This window comes from Sanguibacter sp. Z6_81, assembly GCF_057180625.1.
Window position 1 is genome coordinate 256,296 of record NZ_JBXUFV010000002.1, and the last position, 17,749, is coordinate 274,044.

Annotated in this window: 14 protein-coding genes; 11 read left to right on the plus strand and 3 right to left on the minus strand. The window is 72.0% G+C overall.

The window, feature by feature from the left end:
* Nucleotides 1-23 precede the first annotated feature (23 nt).
* From AC2AXK_RS06165 to AC2AXK_RS06205, 9 genes are all read left to right on the plus strand, one after another.
* Complete coding sequence (locus tag AC2AXK_RS06165; protein WP_484344479.1) at nt 24-1,085, plus strand: helix-turn-helix transcriptional regulator; 1,062 nt, start codon at nt 24-26, stop codon at nt 1,083-1,085.
* The gene (locus tag AC2AXK_RS06170; protein ID WP_484344480.1) at nt 1,078-2,085 is read left to right on the plus strand and encodes a helix-turn-helix transcriptional regulator; all 1,008 of its coding nucleotides are present in this window, start codon (nt 1,078-1,080) and stop codon (nt 2,083-2,085) included. The genes AC2AXK_RS06165 and AC2AXK_RS06170 overlap by 8 nt, the downstream gene beginning before the upstream one ends.
* A 26-nt stretch (nt 2,086-2,111) precedes the next feature.
* Nucleotides 2,112-2,435, plus strand: coding sequence for a hypothetical protein (locus AC2AXK_RS06175; RefSeq protein ID WP_484344481.1), 324 nt, complete (start codon nt 2,112-2,114; stop codon nt 2,433-2,435).
* 51 nt (nt 2,436-2,486) lie between these two features.
* Nucleotides 2,487-2,831, plus strand: coding sequence for a twin-arginine translocase TatA/TatE family subunit (locus AC2AXK_RS06180; RefSeq protein ID WP_484344482.1), 345 nt, complete (start codon nt 2,487-2,489; stop codon nt 2,829-2,831).
* Between the two features lie 5 nt (nt 2,832-2,836).
* Nucleotides 2,837-3,667 (plus strand): twin-arginine translocase subunit TatC, encoded by an 831-nt coding sequence (tatC, locus tag AC2AXK_RS06185; RefSeq protein ID WP_484344483.1) that lies wholly within the window; start codon nt 2,837-2,839, stop codon nt 3,665-3,667.
* Nucleotides 3,668-3,792: 125 nt separating this feature from the next.
* Nucleotides 3,793-6,738 (plus strand): DEAD/DEAH box helicase, encoded by a 2,946-nt coding sequence (locus AC2AXK_RS06190; protein ID WP_484344484.1) that lies wholly within the window; start codon nt 3,793-3,795, stop codon nt 6,736-6,738.
* A 93-nt stretch (nt 6,739-6,831) separates the two neighbouring features.
* Nucleotides 6,832-8,514, plus strand: a complete 1,683-nt coding sequence (locus AC2AXK_RS06195; RefSeq protein WP_484344485.1) for an amidohydrolase — start codon at nt 6,832-6,834, stop codon at nt 8,512-8,514.
* Between the two features lie 420 nt (nt 8,515-8,934).
* A complete protein-coding gene (gene lnt, locus AC2AXK_RS06200; RefSeq protein ID WP_484344486.1) occupies nt 8,935-10,680 on the plus strand; it encodes an apolipoprotein N-acyltransferase in 1,746 nt (581 codons plus the stop codon).
* A 95-nt stretch (nt 10,681-10,775) separates the two neighbouring features.
* The gene (locus AC2AXK_RS06205) at nt 10,776-11,534 is read left to right on the plus strand and encodes a polyprenol monophosphomannose synthase (RefSeq protein WP_484344905.1); all 759 of its coding nucleotides are present in this window, start codon (nt 10,776-10,778) and stop codon (nt 11,532-11,534) included.
* 99 nt (nt 11,535-11,633) lie between these two features.
* Here the strand turns inward: AC2AXK_RS06205 and AC2AXK_RS06210 are convergent, their stop codons facing one another.
* Nucleotides 11,634-11,978 (minus strand): RNA polymerase-binding protein RbpA, encoded by a 345-nt coding sequence (locus AC2AXK_RS06210; protein ID WP_484344487.1) that lies wholly within the window; start codon nt 11,976-11,978, stop codon nt 11,634-11,636.
* A 311-nt stretch (nt 11,979-12,289) separates the two neighbouring features.
* Nucleotides 12,290-12,877, minus strand: a complete 588-nt coding sequence (locus AC2AXK_RS06215) for a hypothetical protein (protein WP_484344488.1) — start codon at nt 12,875-12,877, stop codon at nt 12,290-12,292.
* 179 nt (nt 12,878-13,056) lie between these two features.
* On the opposite strand from AC2AXK_RS06215, the gene AC2AXK_RS06220 reads away from it, so the two are divergent.
* Nucleotides 13,057-13,428 (plus strand): ArsR/SmtB family transcription factor, encoded by a 372-nt coding sequence (locus AC2AXK_RS06220; RefSeq protein WP_484344489.1) that lies wholly within the window; start codon nt 13,057-13,059, stop codon nt 13,426-13,428.
* Between the two features lie 22 nt (nt 13,429-13,450).
* Here the strand turns inward: AC2AXK_RS06220 and AC2AXK_RS06225 are convergent, their stop codons facing one another.
* Nucleotides 13,451-16,156: a cation-translocating P-type ATPase gene (locus AC2AXK_RS06225; RefSeq protein WP_484344490.1), complete on the minus strand. Its 2,706-nt coding sequence runs from the start codon at nt 16,154-16,156 to the stop codon at nt 13,451-13,453.
* Nucleotides 16,157-16,457: 301 nt separating this feature from the next.
* Between AC2AXK_RS06225 and AC2AXK_RS06230 the strand changes: the two genes are divergently transcribed.
* Nucleotides 16,458-17,714 carry a phospholipase D-like domain-containing protein gene (locus tag AC2AXK_RS06230; RefSeq protein ID WP_484344491.1) on the plus strand — a complete coding sequence of 419 codons (1,257 nt, stop codon included), beginning with the start codon at nt 16,458-16,460 and terminating at the stop codon, nt 17,712-17,714.
* The last annotated feature ends 35 nt before the right edge of the window (nt 17,715-17,749 follow it).

The window sequence follows — 17,749 nt, forward strand, 5'->3', positions numbered from 1 at the left end:
ACTCGACGCTAGCGTTAGCAGTGATGCCTGCCCAGACGCCCCCCGCCGCCCGCCTCCTCAATCTCGTCATCGCGCTCATGAACACGCCGGTGCGGATGACGAAGGACGAGATCCGCACGTCCGTCGCCGGATACGACGAGGCGTCCTCCACGGAGGCGTTCGAACGCATGTTCGAGCGCGACAAGGATGCGTTGCGGGAGCTGGGCGTGCCCATCCTCATCGTCGAGACGGGGTCCCACGCGACCGAGACCGGCTACCGCATCGACAAGGACGCCTACGCTCTCGCCGAGATCGACCTCACGCCGGCCGAGCTGGGCGTGCTGTCCCTCGCCGCGCAGTTCTGGCAGGACAGCGCCCTGCAGGTGGACACCTCGCGCGCGCTGACGAAGCTGCGGTCCGTGGCCGGCGCGGAGGAGGGCACCGACGCCGTCGCCGGGCTCGCACCGCGGGTCCGCCCGCTCGGCTCCGCCTACGAGCCGATCCTCGACGCCGTGGCCGCACGCCGGGTCGTGACCTTCACCTACCGGGCTGCGAGCACCGGCGAGGTCCGCACGCGCACGGTGGAGCCGTGGAAGGTCGCGGTGCGCGACGGCGGCTGGTACCTCGTCGGGTTCGACCGCGACCGCGGGGCGCCGCGGTCCTTCCGGCTCAACCGGGTCGAGGGGGCGGTGCGTGTCCGCGGCGTCCCCGGGGCCTACACGATCCCCGACGACGTCGACGTCGACGCCCTCATCGGGCGCGGCACGCCGGAGACGCTCGAGCACGCGCTGCTCGCCCTGCGTCCCGAGCGCGCGAGCGCCCTGCGCGCGCAGGCGACGGCGGTCACCGGGGGTCCGCGCGTCCCGGGCCGGGACATGGTGCGGCTGGCCTACGGGTCGTTGCGGGCCGCTGCACAGGACATCGCCGGGTACGGCGACGCCGTGCTCGTGGTGAGCCCCCCGGCACTGCGCGACGCGGTCGTCGAGCAGCTGCGGACCGCCGCGTCGTTCCCCGGACCGTCGGCCCGGACCAGCCCGCACGGCACCGACCCGCGCGGCATCCCCCGCACATCAGGGACCACCAGCGAAGGGAACCGTCGTGGCTGAGCGCGCGACCGAGCGGTTCGTCCGGCTCATCGGCCTCGTGAGCTACCTGGAGACGAGTGGGCCCGTGCCCGTCGAGGACCTTGCGCGACGCTTCGGTGTCACCCCGAAGCAGATCCTCGCCGACGTGGACACGCTGTGGATCTCCGGGACACCGGGCTACTGGCCCGAGGACCTCATCGACTTCGACGCCGACTCCTACGAGCGCGGCATCGTGCACCTCACCGAGTCCCGGGGCATGACACGGCCGTTGCGCCTCGGCACGCGTGAGGCGATCGCGCTCATCGCCGCGCTGCGCGCGATGCGCGAGGTCGTCGCGGTGTCCGGTGACGACGAGCAGGCGGCGGTCGTCGACGCTGCACTCGCGAAGCTCACCGCGGCCTCGGGGGAGGCTGCGGCGGCGCTCGACGTGCGGCTCGCCGTCGACGGGGACCCGCAGGTGCTCTCAGCCATCCGCACCGCCGTCCAGACCGGGCGCCGTCTGCAGATCGAGTACGTCAACAACTCCGACGTCACCTCCACCCGCGTCGTCGAACCCATCCGGCTCCTGCCGTCCGACGACTTCACCTACCTGCACGCGTGGTGCCTGAGCGCCCAGGGGGACCGGACGTTCCGCACCGACCGCATCCTGCGCGCCGAGGTGCTGCCTGACCCCGTCTCCGACCGGGGGCGCGATGCCGCCGCCGGCGGTGACCACCCGGCGCCCGCCGCGTACCGGCCCGAGGGGGACACCCTGGCCGAGCTCGTGCTCTCCAGCCGTGCCCGGTGGATCGCCGAGCAGGTGCCCGTCGAGTCCGTGGAGAACCTCCCCGACTCGGACTTCCTCCTCACGCTCCGCGTCGGCAACCCCATGTGGCTGCGGCACCTGCTGCTCCGCAACGCCCACGACGTGCGGGTCGTCGGACCGGCCGAGGTGCACGACGACGTCGTGGCGGCGGCGTCCGAGGCGCTGGCCGAGTACGCGGCCCTCGCCGAGCTCGAGGCGAGCGGCGCGCTCGACTGACGCGCCCGTGCCCCTAGGCTGCTCCCATGTGGTTCTGGATCTGGTGCGCCCTCGTGCTCGGCACGGCAGCCCTCGCGTTCCTCGGCGCCCGGGACCTCTGGCGACGCACGAAGAGCGTCTTCGGAGCCGTCGGGGAGCTCACAGCCACCCTGGGCGACGTCGCGGTCCGCGCCGAGAAGCTCGCGGCGCGGGGCCCCGCGACCACGCCCCGGCCCGTCGACGTCTTCGCGACGCCGGACGAGCGCGCCGCCCTGCGCGAGTCCCGACGCCGGGCCCGCACCGCCCGGACCCTGCGCCGCCGCGAACGTCACGCTGCGAGGTACGAGCGCTGGCGCACCATCGACCTCTGAGGCGCCTAGGATGGACAGACATCCCACGGACTCCGGAGGTCAACCATGGGCATGCTCAAGCCGGTTCACGTGCTCCTCTTCCTGCTCATCGTTCTCCTGCTGTTCGGTGCGAAGCGGCTGCCTGACCTCGCGCGCAGCGTGGGTCAGTCCCTGAAGATCCTCAAGACCGAGGTCAAGGACCTCGCCGACGACGACGTCCCGGTCACCCCGGCCAGCACCGTGCCCGGTGCGGTCCCGGTGTTCAAGGCCCCCGGTGCGTCCGCCACCTCGCCCGAGCCCGTCCACCTGCCCCCGACCGAGACGAAGCCCCCGGGTTTCGACGCCGACAGCGGGGTGCCAGCGGCCGGTACGGACACCATCAGCGGGTCTGAGGACGCCACACCCCCGAAGCTCTGACCGGCGTGGCAGGCACGGACAAGGTTCTCGCGCGCAGCCTGCGCCGGGCCGAGGAACGCGCCGAGCGCCTCGCCGCCCGCCGCCGGATGCCCCTGCGCGGCCACCTGCAGGAGCTCCGCCGTCGGCTGTTCCTCGCAGCCGCCGGGATCCTCCTCGGCGCCGTCGGCGGCTGGTTCCTCTACGACCCGGTCATCGCACTGCTCCAGGAGCCTGTCCTCGAGGCAGGCCGCGCACGCGACCAGCTCGTCAACCTCAACTTCAGCGGGCCGGCCACCGCGCTGGACATGAAGGTCAAGGTCGCCTTCTTCATCGGCGTCCTCGGCACGAGCCCCTGGTGGCTCTACCAGCTCTGGGCGTTCATCACCCCCGGGCTCACCGGCCGCGAGAAGCGGTACACCGTCGGGTTCGTGGGCGCTGCCGTCCCGCTGTTCCTCGCCGGCGCGGGACTCGCCTGGATCGTGCTGCCCTACGCCGTCCGCATCCTCACCGAGTTCCTCCCCGAGAACGCCACGAACCTCCAGGACGCACAGGTCTACCTCGGGTTCGTCATGCGACTGCTCCTCGCGTTCGGGCTCGCGTTCGTCATGCCCGTCCTCATCGTCGCCCTGAACTTCCTCGGCCTCGTCAGCGCGGCCACCTGGGCGAAGGGCTGGCGCTGGGCCGTCGTCATCGCCTTCGGGTTCGCCGCCGTGATGACCCCCACCCCGGACGCCCTGACGATGATCTTCGTCGCCCTGCCCATCTGCCTGCTCTACTTCGTCGCGCTCGGCGTGTGCGTCCTGCACGACCGCCGGGTCGCCCGGGACGCCGCCGAGCTCGAAGCCAGCCTGCGCTGAGCAGGCGGGGCGCACGCCGCGCCCCGCGTGAGCCCGGGTCCGGGTCCGGTGTGTGCCCTGGCCCGCGCCGCGTGAACGTGCCCGGTGGACGTGCCCGCGTCGGGGGCGGGTCCTACCCTGGGGGGATGGTTCCCCCCGCACGATCCTCCCGTTCCGCAGCCCGCTCCGCACGTGACGCAGCACCCGCGAAGAGCTCCGCCGCGGACGAGGGACCCGGCCCGGCCGAGCGGTACCGCCTCTTCCGCGAGCGCAGCGCGCGCGAGGCGAGCGAGCTGGGTGCGTTCCGACGGAGCCTGGACTTCGAGCTCGACGACTTCCAGATCGAGGCGTGCGAGTCGCTCGAGAAGGGCCAGGGCGTCCTCGTGGCGGCTCCGACCGGCGCGGGCAAGACGATCGTCGGCGAGTTCGCCGTGCACCTGGCCATGACGAGCGGCCGCAAGGCGTTCTACACGACGCCGATCAAGGCGCTGAGCAACCAGAAGTACGCGGACCTCGTGCGCCGGTACGGACCGGAGTCCGTGGGGCTGCTCACGGGGGACACGACGATCAACGGCGAGGCACCCGTGGTCATCATGACCACCGAGGTGCTGCGCAACATGCTCTACGCCGACTCCCCGACCCTGCAGGGGCTCGGTTTCGTCGTCATGGACGAGGTGCACTACCTCGCCGACCGCTTCCGCGGCGCCGTGTGGGAAGAGGTCATCATCCACCTCGCGAGCGACGTCCAGCTCGTCTCCCTCTCGGCGACCGTGTCCAACGCGGAGGAGTTCGGGGACTGGCTCGAGATGGTCCGCGGCGACACGGCCGTGGTGGTGAGCGAGCACCGGCCTGTCCCGCTCAGCCAGCACGTCGTCGCCGCGAGCCGGGGCACGACGCCGGGCGGGATCCTCGACCTCTACGCGCACGACGTCGACCCCACCAACCCGGGGACGAACCCGCCGATCAACCCCGACCTGCTGGCGATCATGCGCCAGAGCACCGACCATCGGGCGCCGGGTCGGGGACGCGGGTACGGACGCGGTGGCCGCGGTGGTGGGCCCGGGGGAGCGTCGGGCGGCCAGCACACCGGGCGGCGCGGCCCGCCCCGGTTCGCGGTCGTGGACCTCCTCGACGGCGACGGCCTGCTGCCGGCGATCTTCTTCATCTTCTCCCGCGCCGGTTGCGAGGGTGCCGTCACCCAGTGCTTGTCCGCGGGACTGCGGCTGACCACTCCCGAGCAGGAGGAGCAGATCCGGGAGATCGTCGAGGACCGCTGCTCGGCCATCCCGTCGGAGGACCTCGCGGTCCTCGGGTACTGGGGGTGGATCGACGCCCTGAGCCGGGGGATCGCCGCCCACCACGCGGGCATGCTGCCGCTGTTCAAGGAGACGGTGGAGCAGCTGTTCAGCATGGGCCTCGTCAAGGTGGTCTTCGCGACGGAGACGCTCGCCCTGGGCATCAACATGCCCGCACGGAGCGTCGTCCTCGAGAAGCTCGTCAAGTGGGACGGATCGAGCCACGTCGATGTCACGCCGGGGGAGTACACCCAGCTCACGGGGCGCGCCGGCCGCCGCGGCATCGACATCGAGGGCCACGCCGTCGTCGTCGACCACCCCGGGCTCGATCCCGTGGCGCTGGCGGGGCTCGCGTCGAAGCGGCTCTACCCGTTGAGATCGAGCTTCAAGCCGACGTACAACATGGCCGTCAACCTCGTGTCCCAGGTGGGCCGCGAGCGCGCCCGCGAGATCCTCGAGACATCCTTCGCGCAGTTCCAGGCGGACCGCGGTGTCGTGGGGCTCGCCCGGCAGGCGAACGCGCAGGCGGAAGCCCTCGAGGGCTACGCGGAGGCGATGCGCTGCGACAAGGGCAGCTTCGCCGAGTACATGGGGCTGCGTCGGGCGATCTCGGCCCGGGAGGGCGAGCTGTCGAAGCGCGCGAGCAGCGAGCGCCGTGCGGAGATCGTCGCGTCCCTCACGGCGCTCTCGCGCGGGGACGTCGTCGAGATCCCGTCAGGTCGACGCGCCGGGTACGCCGTGGTCATCGAGCCCGGGCAGGACGCCGGGTTCGACGGACCCCACCCCCTCATCCTCACGAGCGACCGTCAGGTGAAGAAGCTCACCCTCGCGGACGTCCCGCAGGGGGTGCGCGTCGTGAGCAGCGTGCGGATCCCGAAGGGCTTCAACGCCCGGAACCCCGCGGCTCGCAGGGACCTCGCCGCGACCCTGCGCACCTCCCTCGGTGCCTACGCGGGCTCGACGGACGGCAGCTCGCCGACGCGCGGGACGGGGCGCCGGGGCGGCAAGAACCGGGGCGCGGTCCGCGCGCGGACGACGGCCGGGGACGACGCAGAGCTCTCGCGGCTGCGGTCCGCCCTGCGCGAGCACCCGTGCCACTCGTGCCCGGAACGGGACGATCACGCGCGGTGGGCTGAGCGGTGGGCCAAGCTCGAGTCGGAGCACAAGGCGCTCCTGCGCCGGATCTCCGGGCGCACCGGGTCGATCGCCAAGGTGTTCGACCGCATCTGCGACGTGCTGGGGACGTTGGGTTACCTCGAGCCCGGCGACGACGGCGAGCTGCGGGTCACCGCTCCGGGAGCCACGCTGCGCCGGCTCTACGCCGAGAGCGACCTGCTGCTGTCCGAGTGCCTGCGCCGTGGCGCGTGGGCGTCCCTCGAGCCCGCGGGGCTGGCGGCCGCGGTCTCGACCATCGTCTACTCCGCGCGCCGGGACGACCGCGACGGGGACCCACGGATCCCGGGGGGCCCCACGGGGACGCTCGCCCGCGCGCTCGACGAGACCGTGCGCGTGTGGTCGGAGCTCGACGACCTCGAGGCCGCGCACCGGCTCGAGGCCACCGGCCCGCTCGACTTCGGTCTCGTCGAGGCGGTGCACCGCTGGGCGTCCGGACGGAGCCTCGACGCCGTGCTCAAGGAGACCGACTTCGCGGCGGGCGACTTCGTCCGGTGGTGCAAGCAGGTCATCGACGTGCTCGACCAGCTGACGAAGGCGGCGCCCGACGAGCGGATGCGGCGCTCGGCGGACCGGGCGATCACCGCCCTGCGACGGGGGGTCGTTGCCTACTCGAGCGTCTGACACCGGTCTGGCATATCGCGCACAGGCGCGGTGGCTGTTCGAGCACGGTCCCGGTGGCGGTTCGAGCACAGCCCCGTGGCATATCGTGCTCGCGTGACCTCGACTCTCTACCGCAACGGCATCATCCACTCCCCGTCCGACCCCTTCGCCGAGGCGCTGCTCGTCGTCGACGGGGTCGTGGCCTGGATGGGCGCGGAGGACACCGCCGAGGGGCACGCCGCGCAGGCGGACCGCGTCATCGACCTCGCTGGTGCCCTCGTGGCGCCGGGCTTTGTCGACGCTCATGTCCACGTGCTCGAGTCCGCGTTCGCACGGCAGAGCGTCGACCTGTCCGTGACCGGCGCCGGTGCGACGCGTCAGCTCGCCCTCGAGGCGATCGCGGACCGCGCACGGGTCGACGCCGGGGGAGTCCTTGGGGCCGGCACGGCACCGACCGGCGGCCCGGACGGTGACCACGGTGTGCTCCTCGCCCACGGCTGGGACGAGTCGCACTGGGCGGACGCCCGCCGTCCGACCGCCGCCGAGCTCGACGTGCTCACCGGGGGCGCAGCCGTGTACGCGGGTCGCGTGGACGTGCACTGCGCCGTCGTCTCCTCACGCCTGGCGGACCTCGGCGGTCTGCGCGACCTCACCGGGTGGCACGACGACGGGTACGTCACCCTCGCCGCGAACGAGGCGGCGCGGGCCCTGGCCCGCCGCGTCGGTGAGCAGCGCCGCGCCGCCATGTACGCAGCGGAGCTGCGGCACCTCGCCCGGAGCGGGGTCGTCGCCGTGCACGAGAACAGCGCCCCCGGCATCGACACGCGGGACGGGCTGGCGACGCTGCTCGAGATGACCGCCGACCCCGCGAGCGGCTTCCCGCTCGTCGTGGGCTACCGCGGCGAGCTGTGCCGCACGACCGAGGACGCACAGGCCCTGCTGGCGGCCGTGCCGGGCCTCACCGGCCTCGGGGGAGACCTCTGCGTCGACGGCTCCCTGGGGGCCCGTACGGCAGCCCTGCGCGCCCCCTACAGCGACGCCCCGGACACGACCGGGAGTCTCCTGCTCACGGCGGACGAGATCCGCGACCACGTCCTGGCCGCCACGGGTGTCGGCGTCCAGCCCGGGTTCCACGTCATCGGCGACCGCGCCCTGGACGTCACCCTCGACGGGCTGCGGGCCGCCGCCGCGACGTCGGCCGCCGCCCGCAGTGCGATGCGCCGGATCGGGGTGCGCCTCGAGCACGTCGAGATGTTCGACGACAGCCAGCTGGCCACGCTCGTCGAGCTCGGCGTCCGGCTCAGCCTGCAGCCCGCGTTCGACGCCCGGTGGGGTGGACCGCACGGGATGTACGCCGAGCGGGTGGGGGAGCGCGCCGCAGGGATGAACCGCTTCGCGACCCTGGCCTCGGCGGGGATCCCCATGGCGTTCGGCTCCGACGCACCCGTGACGACGTCGGACCCGTGGGAGCCCGTGCGCGCCGCCGTCCACCACCACGACCCCGCGCAGCGGATCTCCGCACGCGCCGCGTTCCGCGCGTCGACACGCGGGGCCTGGCGGGCAGCCGGGCTCGACCACACCGGTGCCGGGGAGCTGCGGGTCGGCAGCCCGGCGCACCTCGCGGTCTGGCGGGCCCAGCACGTCGTCGTGCAGAGCGGCTCCGCCGCGGTGTCGTCGTGGAGCACCGACGCCCGGTCGGGCACACCGCTGCTCCCGGACCTCGGCCCGGACGCACCCCGACCCACGTGCCTGCAGACGGTGCGTGACGGGGTGCCGATCTACGACACGTTCGACTGACCGGGCACCTGCTCCCGGACACGCCCGGGGGCACGTACTTCACCCGGCGTGTCGCAGTTTTTCACCCGCTCCGGGTGAGGTAGATCACAGGTGGCGACCAGGCTCTGACCAGCCAGAAAGCCCCTGACCTGCACATTTCGTCGTTTGACACGATGGCGACCTGTGCGAGTAGGTTCATGAACGTGCCCCACGGGTCACGGGCGCGGCGGAAGCAGCTCCCGTGCGCAGCACTGGTTGGTCCGCGTGTTCAGTAGAAAACGTATGTCGCGCTCGCGCGACGTCGGCACGAAGGACACGCGGACCGCCAGCTGCGCGCACGACGAGGAGGGTGCCGTGGCCCACGGCACCGGAACCCGGACACCTGCTCTCCGAACCCCGCCGTCACAGCAGACGACCAGCGCCGTGACGTAATCTGCACGGGTGCTTCCCGGTCCCCTCCCTCGATGGCTGGCTCTGCTGCTCGCCGTCGCCGGCGGGCTCCTCACCGACCTCGCCTTCCCGGACGCCGGCATCTGGATCGCCGCCGTCGCAGGAGTCGCGCTCTTCTACCTCGCCGTGCGACGCGACGCACCGGCGTGGAACTTCCTCGTCGGGTTCGTGTGGGGGCTCGCGTTCTTCCTCCCGCACATCCGATGGGCGCAATTCGCCGTGGGCGACGTCCCGTGGGTGGCGCTGAGCACGGCCGAGGCCGCCTTCGTCGGGCTCGTGGGTCTCGCGTGGACGTTCGTCCGACGCATCCCGCTCGTGTCACGCAACCACGCGGCGCACGTGGTCGCCTTCGCCGTGCTCTGGGTCGCCGCCGAGCTCACGCGCTCGCTCGTGCCCTTCGGTGGGTTCCCGTGGGGGCGCCTGGCGTTCTCCCAGTCCGAGTCTCCGGTCGGACGCCTCGCGTGGCTCGCCGGGACCCCGCTCGTCTCGCTCGCCGTGGCCGCGGCCGGGGTGCTCCTCGCGCTCGCCATCCTCGGAATCCGACGGATCGACCCCTTCGAGGTCGGGACCTGCGCCACGGCTGCCGCAGTCATCATCGGCGTGGGGTTCCTCGTGCCGCTCGAGACACGAGCCGAGAACGGGACGCTGCGCGTCGGCGCCGTCCAGGGGAACGTCGCCGGAGAGGGCCTCGACGCCTTCGCGGAGCGTCGCGAGGTGCTGAACAACCATGTGCAGGGCACCCACGCCCTGCTCGACGGCGTCGAGCAGGGCGACCTCGACGTCGTGCTCTGGCCCGAGAACGGCACCGACATCGACCCGCAGGTCGACGCAGCCGCCGCTGCCGCGATCGACGGTGCCGCCCAGGCCGTGGGCGCACCGATCCTCGTCGGAGCGCAGGAGTACCCCGAGTCCGGCGGCCGCTACAACGTCTCGCTCCTGTGGGAGCCGGGCGTCGGGGTCGTGGACCGCTACGCCAAGCAGCACCCCGCGCCCTTCGCGGAGTACATCCCCATCCGCGAGCTCGTCCGCCCGTTCTCCTCCGCCGTCGACCTCGTCCAGACCGATATGGTCGCGGGCCAGGAGGTCGGCATCGTCGAGCTCGAGGCACCGCGGCTCGGACGCACGGTGGTCATCGGCGACGTCATCTGCTTCGAGGTCGCCTACGACGGCCTCGTCCGCGACGCCGTGGCCGCGGGCGCGGAGATGCTCGTGGTCCCGACGAACAACGCCTCGTTCGGCCCCACCGACGAGTCGACCCAGCAGCTGGCGATGTCCCGGCTCCGTGCGATCGAGACGGGCCGCACGACGGTGCAGATCTCGACCGTCGGCGTGAGCGCGATCATCGCTCCCAACGGCGCGACCATCGCTCGGACGGGCCACTTCACCGCAGAGCAGATGGTCGACTCCGTGGCCCTGCGTACGAGCATCACCCCGGCCGTCGCCCTCGGCCCGTGGCCCGCCTGGGCGGTCCTCGGCGCAGCGGTCGCCCTGCTCGTCGCCGCGATCGTCCAGCGGCCCCGGCCGGACGCGGCTGCCCGGACGACAGGACGCAGCACCACCCCGCGTGGTCGCGCGGCGGCGGTCGGCACGAGTCGCGCGCGACCCGCGGCACCCGCACAGCGATCGACTGGCCGCGCGTCAGCGGGCTCCACGGCTGGTCGGGGAGCTCGACCGCGAAGCACGAAGCGCACCGGTGCGGGTCAGACAGGGCGCGCACGACCTGCGCCGAAGTCGTGATGTCGTCGGTGCCGGAGAACCGTCCCGCGTCGCCCGAGCCCGACCCCGGGCCCACGGCGTCAGCGCCCGCGAACCGTCGACGAGCCCTCGTGGTCATGCCCACCTACAACGAGCGACTCACGCTGCCCACGACCCTCGCCGGCCTGCGCGAGCACGCCCCGACGCTCGACGTCCTCGTCGTCGACGACGCCAGTCCCGACGGGACCGGGCAGCTCGTCGAGTCGCTGCGGGCCACCGACCCCCACCTGCACGCGCTGCACCGGGCGGGCAAGGACGGACTCGGGGCTGCGTACCTCGCGGGGTTCGCCTGGGCGCTCGACCGCGACTACGACGTCGTGGTCGAGATGGACGCGGACGGCTCGCACCGCCCCGAGGACCTCGCCCGGCTGCTCGAACCCCTCGACGCGGTCGACCCGCCGGACCTCGTCCTAGGATCGCGCTGGGTGCCCGGGGGAGACGTCCTCAACTGGCCGGCCCGCCGGGAGTGGCTCTCGCGAGGGGGCAACACGTACGTGCGGTGGGCCCTGGGGCTGCCCCTCGGCGACGCGACCGGCGGCTTCCGTGCCTACCGCGCGAGCACGCTGCGCTCGCTCCCGCTGTCCGACGTCGCCTCCCAGGGGTACTGCTTCCAGGTCGACATGGCGTGGCGCGTCGCGCAAGCAGGCGGGCGGATCGTCGAGGTGCCGATCACGTTCGTCGAGCGCACGGCAGGGGAGTCGAAGATGAGTCGCGACATCGTCACGGAAGCCCTGTGGAAGGTCACCGCCTGGGGTGTCACCGCTCGGACGCGGTCACTGCGACGACTGCTGGGACGGGCTGCGGCGGGCGCGAGCCGGTCGCGGGCTCCGCGCTGACCACCGCACCAGTCCGCACGTCGCACCCGCTCGACCGTCAGGGTGCCGGAGACGCGCAGATGCCCCGGACCGTCGTGGTCCGGGGCATCTGTCGGCGATTCACGCGCTGCGGCGCAGCTTTCCCGCACGCAGGAGGGCGAGGCGCTCATCGAGCAGGTCCTCGAGCTCCTTCATCGTGCGGCGCTCGAGCAGCATGTCCCAGTGCGTGCGAGGAGCCTTGCCCGACTTCGGCTCGGGGCGGTCGGCATCCCGCAGGAGCGCCTCCTCGCCGCAGCGGCACTCCCAGACGACGGGGACCTCGGCCTCGGTGGAGAAGGGGAGGATGACCGTGTGGCCGTTGGGGCAGTCGTAGTGAGCCTGGAACCGGGGAGCGAAGTCGACGCCCTCGTCCGACTCCATGCTCTTGGCGCCAATGCTCATCCCACGCAAGGATCGGTCGGCCATAGGTTCCTCCAAGTTGTCTGCGGTACTGCTCGACCGGGGCCGGTGTGCCGGCGGTCGTGAGGGTGATGCGTCCTGCTGTCTTCAACGTCGTGCGGCCGCACCCTGTTCCACGGTGTGGTGAAGGTCTCGTGAACGCGTCGCTGTCGTCACGATGCTGGCTGACGCGCGGGACCGCATCCGAGAGGCGGAGCGGGCGGGCGTGCACAGACCTCGTGAGCCTGGCTGGAAGCGGGTGGGCAACCGCACCACTGTACCGCGTTCGGCCGACGAGCGACGGGGCGAGCGCACCTGCGGGCCGCCGCAGACGGACCTCAGCCGGTCGGACCTCGGACCGAGCGGCACCGCGCACGGTCCAAGGTCCGCGCCCGCCCCTCACCGACGGCGACGACGGACCTCAGGGACCACCCCGTGGCGTCCGCAGCAGCCCAGAGGGCGGTGGCCCAACGTCGCTCGAACGCGCCGTAGTCACCTCCGTCTGCCCGGACGATCGCCACGAGCGTCCGAGCGCCAGGGAAGTTGTCCCGGACGACGGTGCGCACGAGCTGCTCGATGGTGTCGACCGCGTCGCGGTCCGGGAGGACGGGGAGGTCCTCGAGGGGGATCGCGACAGGGAGCACCCGCTCGTCGTCACCCAGGAAACCGACCCACAACGCGGGTGGGCCCGCGGCCTCGGGGCCGACGAGACCCACGAGGTGGTCGAGGATCGCTGCGTCCGTCGTGAGCCGCGAGCCGGGTTCGGCGGGCGCGTGCCGCGCGGACAGGACCTCGAGCGGTCCGTCGAGGAGCGCGTGGAGCTCGAACGGGTCGGGGGCTGTGGCGCGGGAGCGGTCGGGGTCGGCCGCGCGGCGCACACGGTCGTCGTCATGGTCGTGGCTCGAGCCTGCGGAGGTCGTCGTCATGGCCGCGATCCTGCAGGCGTGGTGCCGGGCGATGTGGCGACTGGCGGTCAGCGGTGGACCGGCACCGCGATCCACAGGGCCTCGTCCGCGAGAATCCCGGAGAAACCGCGAAACAGGCAGCATCGATGGTCGTCTATGCTTGGGGCATCGAGCGCGGCAGGACGCAGGGGAAGAGACACATGCCCAGGACAGGCGAACCATCCACTCCGGGGCAACCCGACATCGCGCGGCCCAGCGGCGAGGTCGCGCTGGCACGCATGTTCCGGGCGCTGGGGGAGCCGACCCGGCTGCGACTGTTGTCGCTCGTCGCGGCGCACGAGAACGGTGAGGCAACCGTCCTCGACCTCACGGAGCCCACCGGTCTGCGTCAGCCGACCGTCTCCCACCACCTGAAGATCCTCACCGACTCAGGGCTGCTCACGCGCGAGAAGCGCGGTGTGTGGTCGGTGTTCTCGCTCGTCCCGGGCGCACTCGGTGCGCTGGGCCAGCACCTCAAGGATGCCGACGAGGCATGGACGTCGAACGAGCCAGCCGCCACCGACCCGAGGTAGCACCGCGACGCTCCGCCGACCGTCAGGTGCGCCGGCGTACCAGGGGCTTCGACGCCTCGACGAGGACGAAGACGACGAACGCGAGGGCGACGATCATCATCCACTGGCCGATGCCGAGGGGCGCCGTGCCGAAGAGGTCGTGCATGACCGGCAGGTAGACGAAAGCGAGCTGCAGCGCGAGCAGTGCGAGGCACGCCCACCACACGGACCTGTTGCCGCGCAGGACGTCGACGGTGAGGCTCGAGCGGTCGAGGAACCGGCACGAGAACAAGTAGGCCATCTGCCCGACCGCGAGCATGGTCACGGCCGCGGTCCGCGCCTCCGCGAGGGCGACGCCGTGGTTCGTCTGCCAGTAGAACAGACCGAACGCAGCCGCACCGACGAGGACGGACGCGACAGCGATGCGCCGGAACATCGTGCCGTCGAGCAGGGGAGCCGCCGCATCGCGCGGTGGTCGGGCCATGAGTCCCTCCTCGGCCGGCTCGTTCGCGAGCGCGAGCGAGAGCGTGATCCCTGCCGCCATGTTGATCCACAGGACCTGCACGGGCTGGAGGGGGAGCGTGAGGCCGAAGAGCACCGCGACGAAGATGACGAGCGACTGCGCACCGTTGGCCGGGAGGAGGAACAGGACGGACTTGCGGATGTTGTCGTAGATCCGCCGTCCTTCTTCCACCGCGCGCTCGATCGTCGCGAAGTTGTCGTCCGCGAGCACCACGTCGGCAGCCTCCTTGGTCGCCTCGGTGCCCTTGATGCCCATCGCGACCCCGACGTCGGCCTGGGTCAGCGCCGCAGCGTCGTTGACGCCGTCACCGGTCATCGCGACGACCTGCCCGTGACGCTGCAGGCTCCGCACGATGCGCACCTTGTGGGTGGGGCTCGTGCGCGCGAAGACGGCTGTCCGGGGGACGACCTCCTCGAGCTCCCGGTCGCTCATCGCGTCGAGCTCGGCCCCGGTGAGCACGGTCGTGCCGGGACGCACGATGCCCATCTCGCGGCCGATCGCCACCGCCGTGTCGGCGTGGTCGCCGGTGATCATCATGACGTCCACGCCGGCGTCCTGGCACTGCGCCACTGCGACCACGGCCTCGGGCCGGGGCGGGTCGGCGATGCCGACGAAGCCCACGAGCTCGAGGTCCCCGCCGACCTCGGCGTCGGTGAGCGGACCGGCACCGCTGGCCGGGGCACCGCGCGCCCCGGCGAGGACCCGCAACCCGCGCGCCCCGATCGTCTCGATCTGCCGCAACCACAGGTCTCGGTCCACCGGGACGGGACTTCCGTCGGCGTCGGTCTGGTACGTGCAGCGGTCGAGGATCCTGTCCGGGGCACCTTTGACGAGCAGGTGCGCGGCGCCGTGCGGGTCCTCGACGAGGACGGCCATGTACTTCGTGTCGGACTCGAACGGCAGGACCGCCCGTCGCACCCACCCGCTGTCGGTGAACCCGGCCTTGTGCGCGAGCACCCGCACGGCTCCCTCCGTCGGCGTCCCCGACAGGCGCCACCGCCCGGTCTCGTCCTGGGTGACGTGGGCGTCGTTGCACAGCGCCATGACTTCCGCGAGGGCCCGCAGGTCGCGCCTGTCGGCGGCTGTGACAGCTGCGCCGTCTGGCCCGAGGACCTGTCCCTCGTCCGCGTAGCCGGTCCCGGTGACGGCCAGCTCCTCGGCGGCGGTGCGGACCGTGCGGGCCGTCATCTCGTTCTGCGTGAGGGTGCCGGTCTTGTCCGAGCAGATCGTCGTCACGGCCCCCAGGGTCTCGATCGCCGGCAGCTTGCGGGTGATCGCCTTCCGGCGCGCCATCTGCTGCACACCGAGCGCGAGGGTGATCGTCACGAGCGCCGGGAGGCCCTCGGGGACGGCGGCGACCGCGAACCCGATGGAGGAGCTCACGAGGTCCTCGATGGACCACCCGTGCACGAACCACCCGACGGCCACCATGACGACGGCGAGCACGAGGATGGCGAGAGCGAGCTGCTTGCCGAAGCGGTCAAGGGCTCGTGCCAGGGGAGTCGTGAGGGGCTCGGCCTCGGCGACCATCGCCTGGATCTGGCCGATCTCCGTCCTCGGCCCGGTGGCGGTGACGACGCCGACACCGGTGCCTGTCGTGACGAGGGTGCTGGAGAACGCCATGTCCGTGCGGTCGCCGAGCTCCGTCTCACGGTGCACGGCGTCGACGGACTTGGTCGTGGGGACGGACTCGCCCGTCAGCGCGGACTCGTCCATCTGGAGCCGGGTCACCTCGACGAGGCGCAGGTCGGCCGGGACCCCGTCACCCGAGCGGATGCGGACGCGGTCGCCGGGGACGAGCTCGGCGGCATCGACGCGCACCCAGGTGCCGTCACGCAGCACGTCGGCGGTGCGGGGGAGCATCGTCGAGATGGCGTCGAGTGCCTTGCGCGCGCGACCCTCCTGGACGAGGCCCACGACGGCATTGATCACGGTCACGGCGAGGATCACCCAGAAGTCCACCCACTGCCCGAGCACGGCCTTGAGGACGGCCGAGACGAGCAGCACGTAGATGAGGACGTCGCGGAACTGGTCGGCGACGGCGCGCCACCAGGGGCGCCGTGGTGGCGGCGGCAGGCGGTTGGCCCCGGCGACCGCCCGACGGCGGACCGCCTCGGCGTCGGTCAACCCGCCGGTGCCGACGTCGAGCGCCGCGAGCACGTCAGGGACGGGCACCGCCCAGGGCGCTGGCAGCGTCGCCTGTGCCGCATCGACATCGTCGTCCATCGCTGGACCGTCCTCTCGCTCGCCGGAGCACCGCGGTCGGCACGAGCTGCGAGGCGCAGCGAGTGTCCGTTCTGTCCAGCATGACCGGACCCCGGCGGTCTGGCGCGTCGACCCCTTCTGCGATGGTTCCTCCGTCGCCGATAAGGTACGTTATGACATTGCACCTGCATCTGCGAGGGCGAGGACGTCCCCCGACGGGCTACGGAGCCGACAGCGCCCCGCCCACGTGACGAAGCAGCCGATGGCCAGACTCCTCGTGTCCGCTCCTTCGCGGCGCCGCGCGCCGACTAAGGTCCCTCATGTGACCTCCGCAGAGAACAGCGCCGTCGCGTTCGTGCGCTCGACCATCAAACGCACGCTCATCGCCTACGCCGTCGTGCCGGTCGTGGCCGCATCGGCGATCGTCGCCATCGACCACTGGACGAAGCGCAAGCACTCGCGCAAGGCGATCTTCCCGCACGCCAAACCCGTGGACGCCGTCATCGGCGAGTCGACGACGACCGTCTACACCTTCGGTGTGGAGCTGTACGAGGAGATGCTCCGCGCGATCGACGGCGCCGAGGACTACATCTTCCTCGAGACGTACATCTGGAAGAGCGACCCGATGGGTCGACGCTTCAAGGACGCCCTCATCGCCGCGTCCCGGCGCGGCGTCCGGGTCTACCTCGTCTACGACGGCTTCGCGAACCTCGTCGTCCCCCGTTCCTTCTACGAGTTCCCGCCGGAGATCGAGGTTCTGCGCTTCCCCGTCGTCCGCCCGAAGGTGCTGCTGGGGAACCTCAAGCACACCGGCCGCGACCACCGCAAGATCCTCGTCGTCGACGGCCGGGTCGGTTTCGTCGGCGGCTACAACATCGGGTCGCTGTACGCGACGCAGTGGCGCGACACCCACATGCGCATCGAGGGCCCGGTCGTGTGGGAGCTGGCGAGCGCGTTCATCGACTTCTGGAACCTCACGGACATCCGCACGTCAGTGACGCTCCCCGACGCCGGTGTCCCGCCACACTGGGAACCGGACTTCCAGGCGGCGAGCAACGCCCCGGTGCGGCGCGTCTACCCCATCCGCAACATCTACCTCGAGGCCATCCGCCGGGCGACGAGCCACATCTACCTCACGCAGGCGTACTTCATCCCCGACCGGGAGCTGCTGCGCGCGATCACCGCCGCGGCCGAGCGTGGCGTCGACGTGCGGATCATCATGCCCGAGGCGTCCAACCACGTCCTCACCGACTGGCTGTCACGCGGTCTCTACTCCCAGCTCCTGCGCTCCGGCGTGAGCATCTGGCTGTACCGCAACGCGATGGTGCACGCGAAGACGGCGACCGTGGACGGCCGGTGGACGACGATCGGCACGGCGAACATCGACCGCCTGAGCCTCACGGGCAACTACGAGATCAACATGGCGATCTACGACGAGACCCTCGCCGGCCAGATGGAGCAGATCTTCGAGATCGACCTCACGAACTGCCGTCGACTCGACCTCGAGGAGTGGGAGCGCCGCTCACCGCTCGCGAAGATCGGTGAGATCGTCCTCACTCCCCTGAGCCCGCTCCTCTAGCCCGTCGCAGCACACAGGACGAGGGACGTGACAAC

Bases quoted from the DNA above. Each gene is read 5' to 3' on its own strand.
- AC2AXK_RS06165 (WP_484344479.1), top strand. From the start codon at position 24: ATGCCTGCCCAGACGCCCCCCGCCGCCCGCCTCCTCAATCTCGTCATC.
- AC2AXK_RS06175 (WP_484344481.1), top strand. From the start codon at position 2,112: ATGTGGTTCTGGATCTGGTGCGCCCTCGTGCTCGGCACGGCAGCCCTC.
- AC2AXK_RS06180 (WP_484344482.1), top strand. From the start codon at position 2,487: ATGCTCAAGCCGGTTCACGTGCTCCTCTTCCTGCTCATCGTTCTCCTG.
- AC2AXK_RS06190 (WP_484344484.1), top strand. From the start codon at position 3,793: ATGGTTCCCCCCGCACGATCCTCCCGTTCCGCAGCCCGCTCCGCACGT.
- AC2AXK_RS06205 (WP_484344905.1), top strand. From the start codon at position 10,776: ATGCCCACCTACAACGAGCGACTCACGCTGCCCACGACCCTCGCCGGC.
- AC2AXK_RS06210 (WP_484344487.1), bottom strand. From the start codon at position 11,978: ATGGCCGACCGATCCTTGCGTGGGATGAGCATTGGCGCCAAGAGCATG.
- AC2AXK_RS06215 (WP_484344488.1), bottom strand. From the start codon at position 12,877: ATGACGACGACCTCCGCAGGCTCGAGCCACGACCATGACGACGACCGT.
- AC2AXK_RS06220 (WP_484344489.1), top strand. From the start codon at position 13,057: ATGCCCAGGACAGGCGAACCATCCACTCCGGGGCAACCCGACATCGCG.
- AC2AXK_RS06225 (WP_484344490.1), bottom strand. From the start codon at position 16,156: ATGGACGACGATGTCGATGCGGCACAGGCGACGCTGCCAGCGCCCTGG.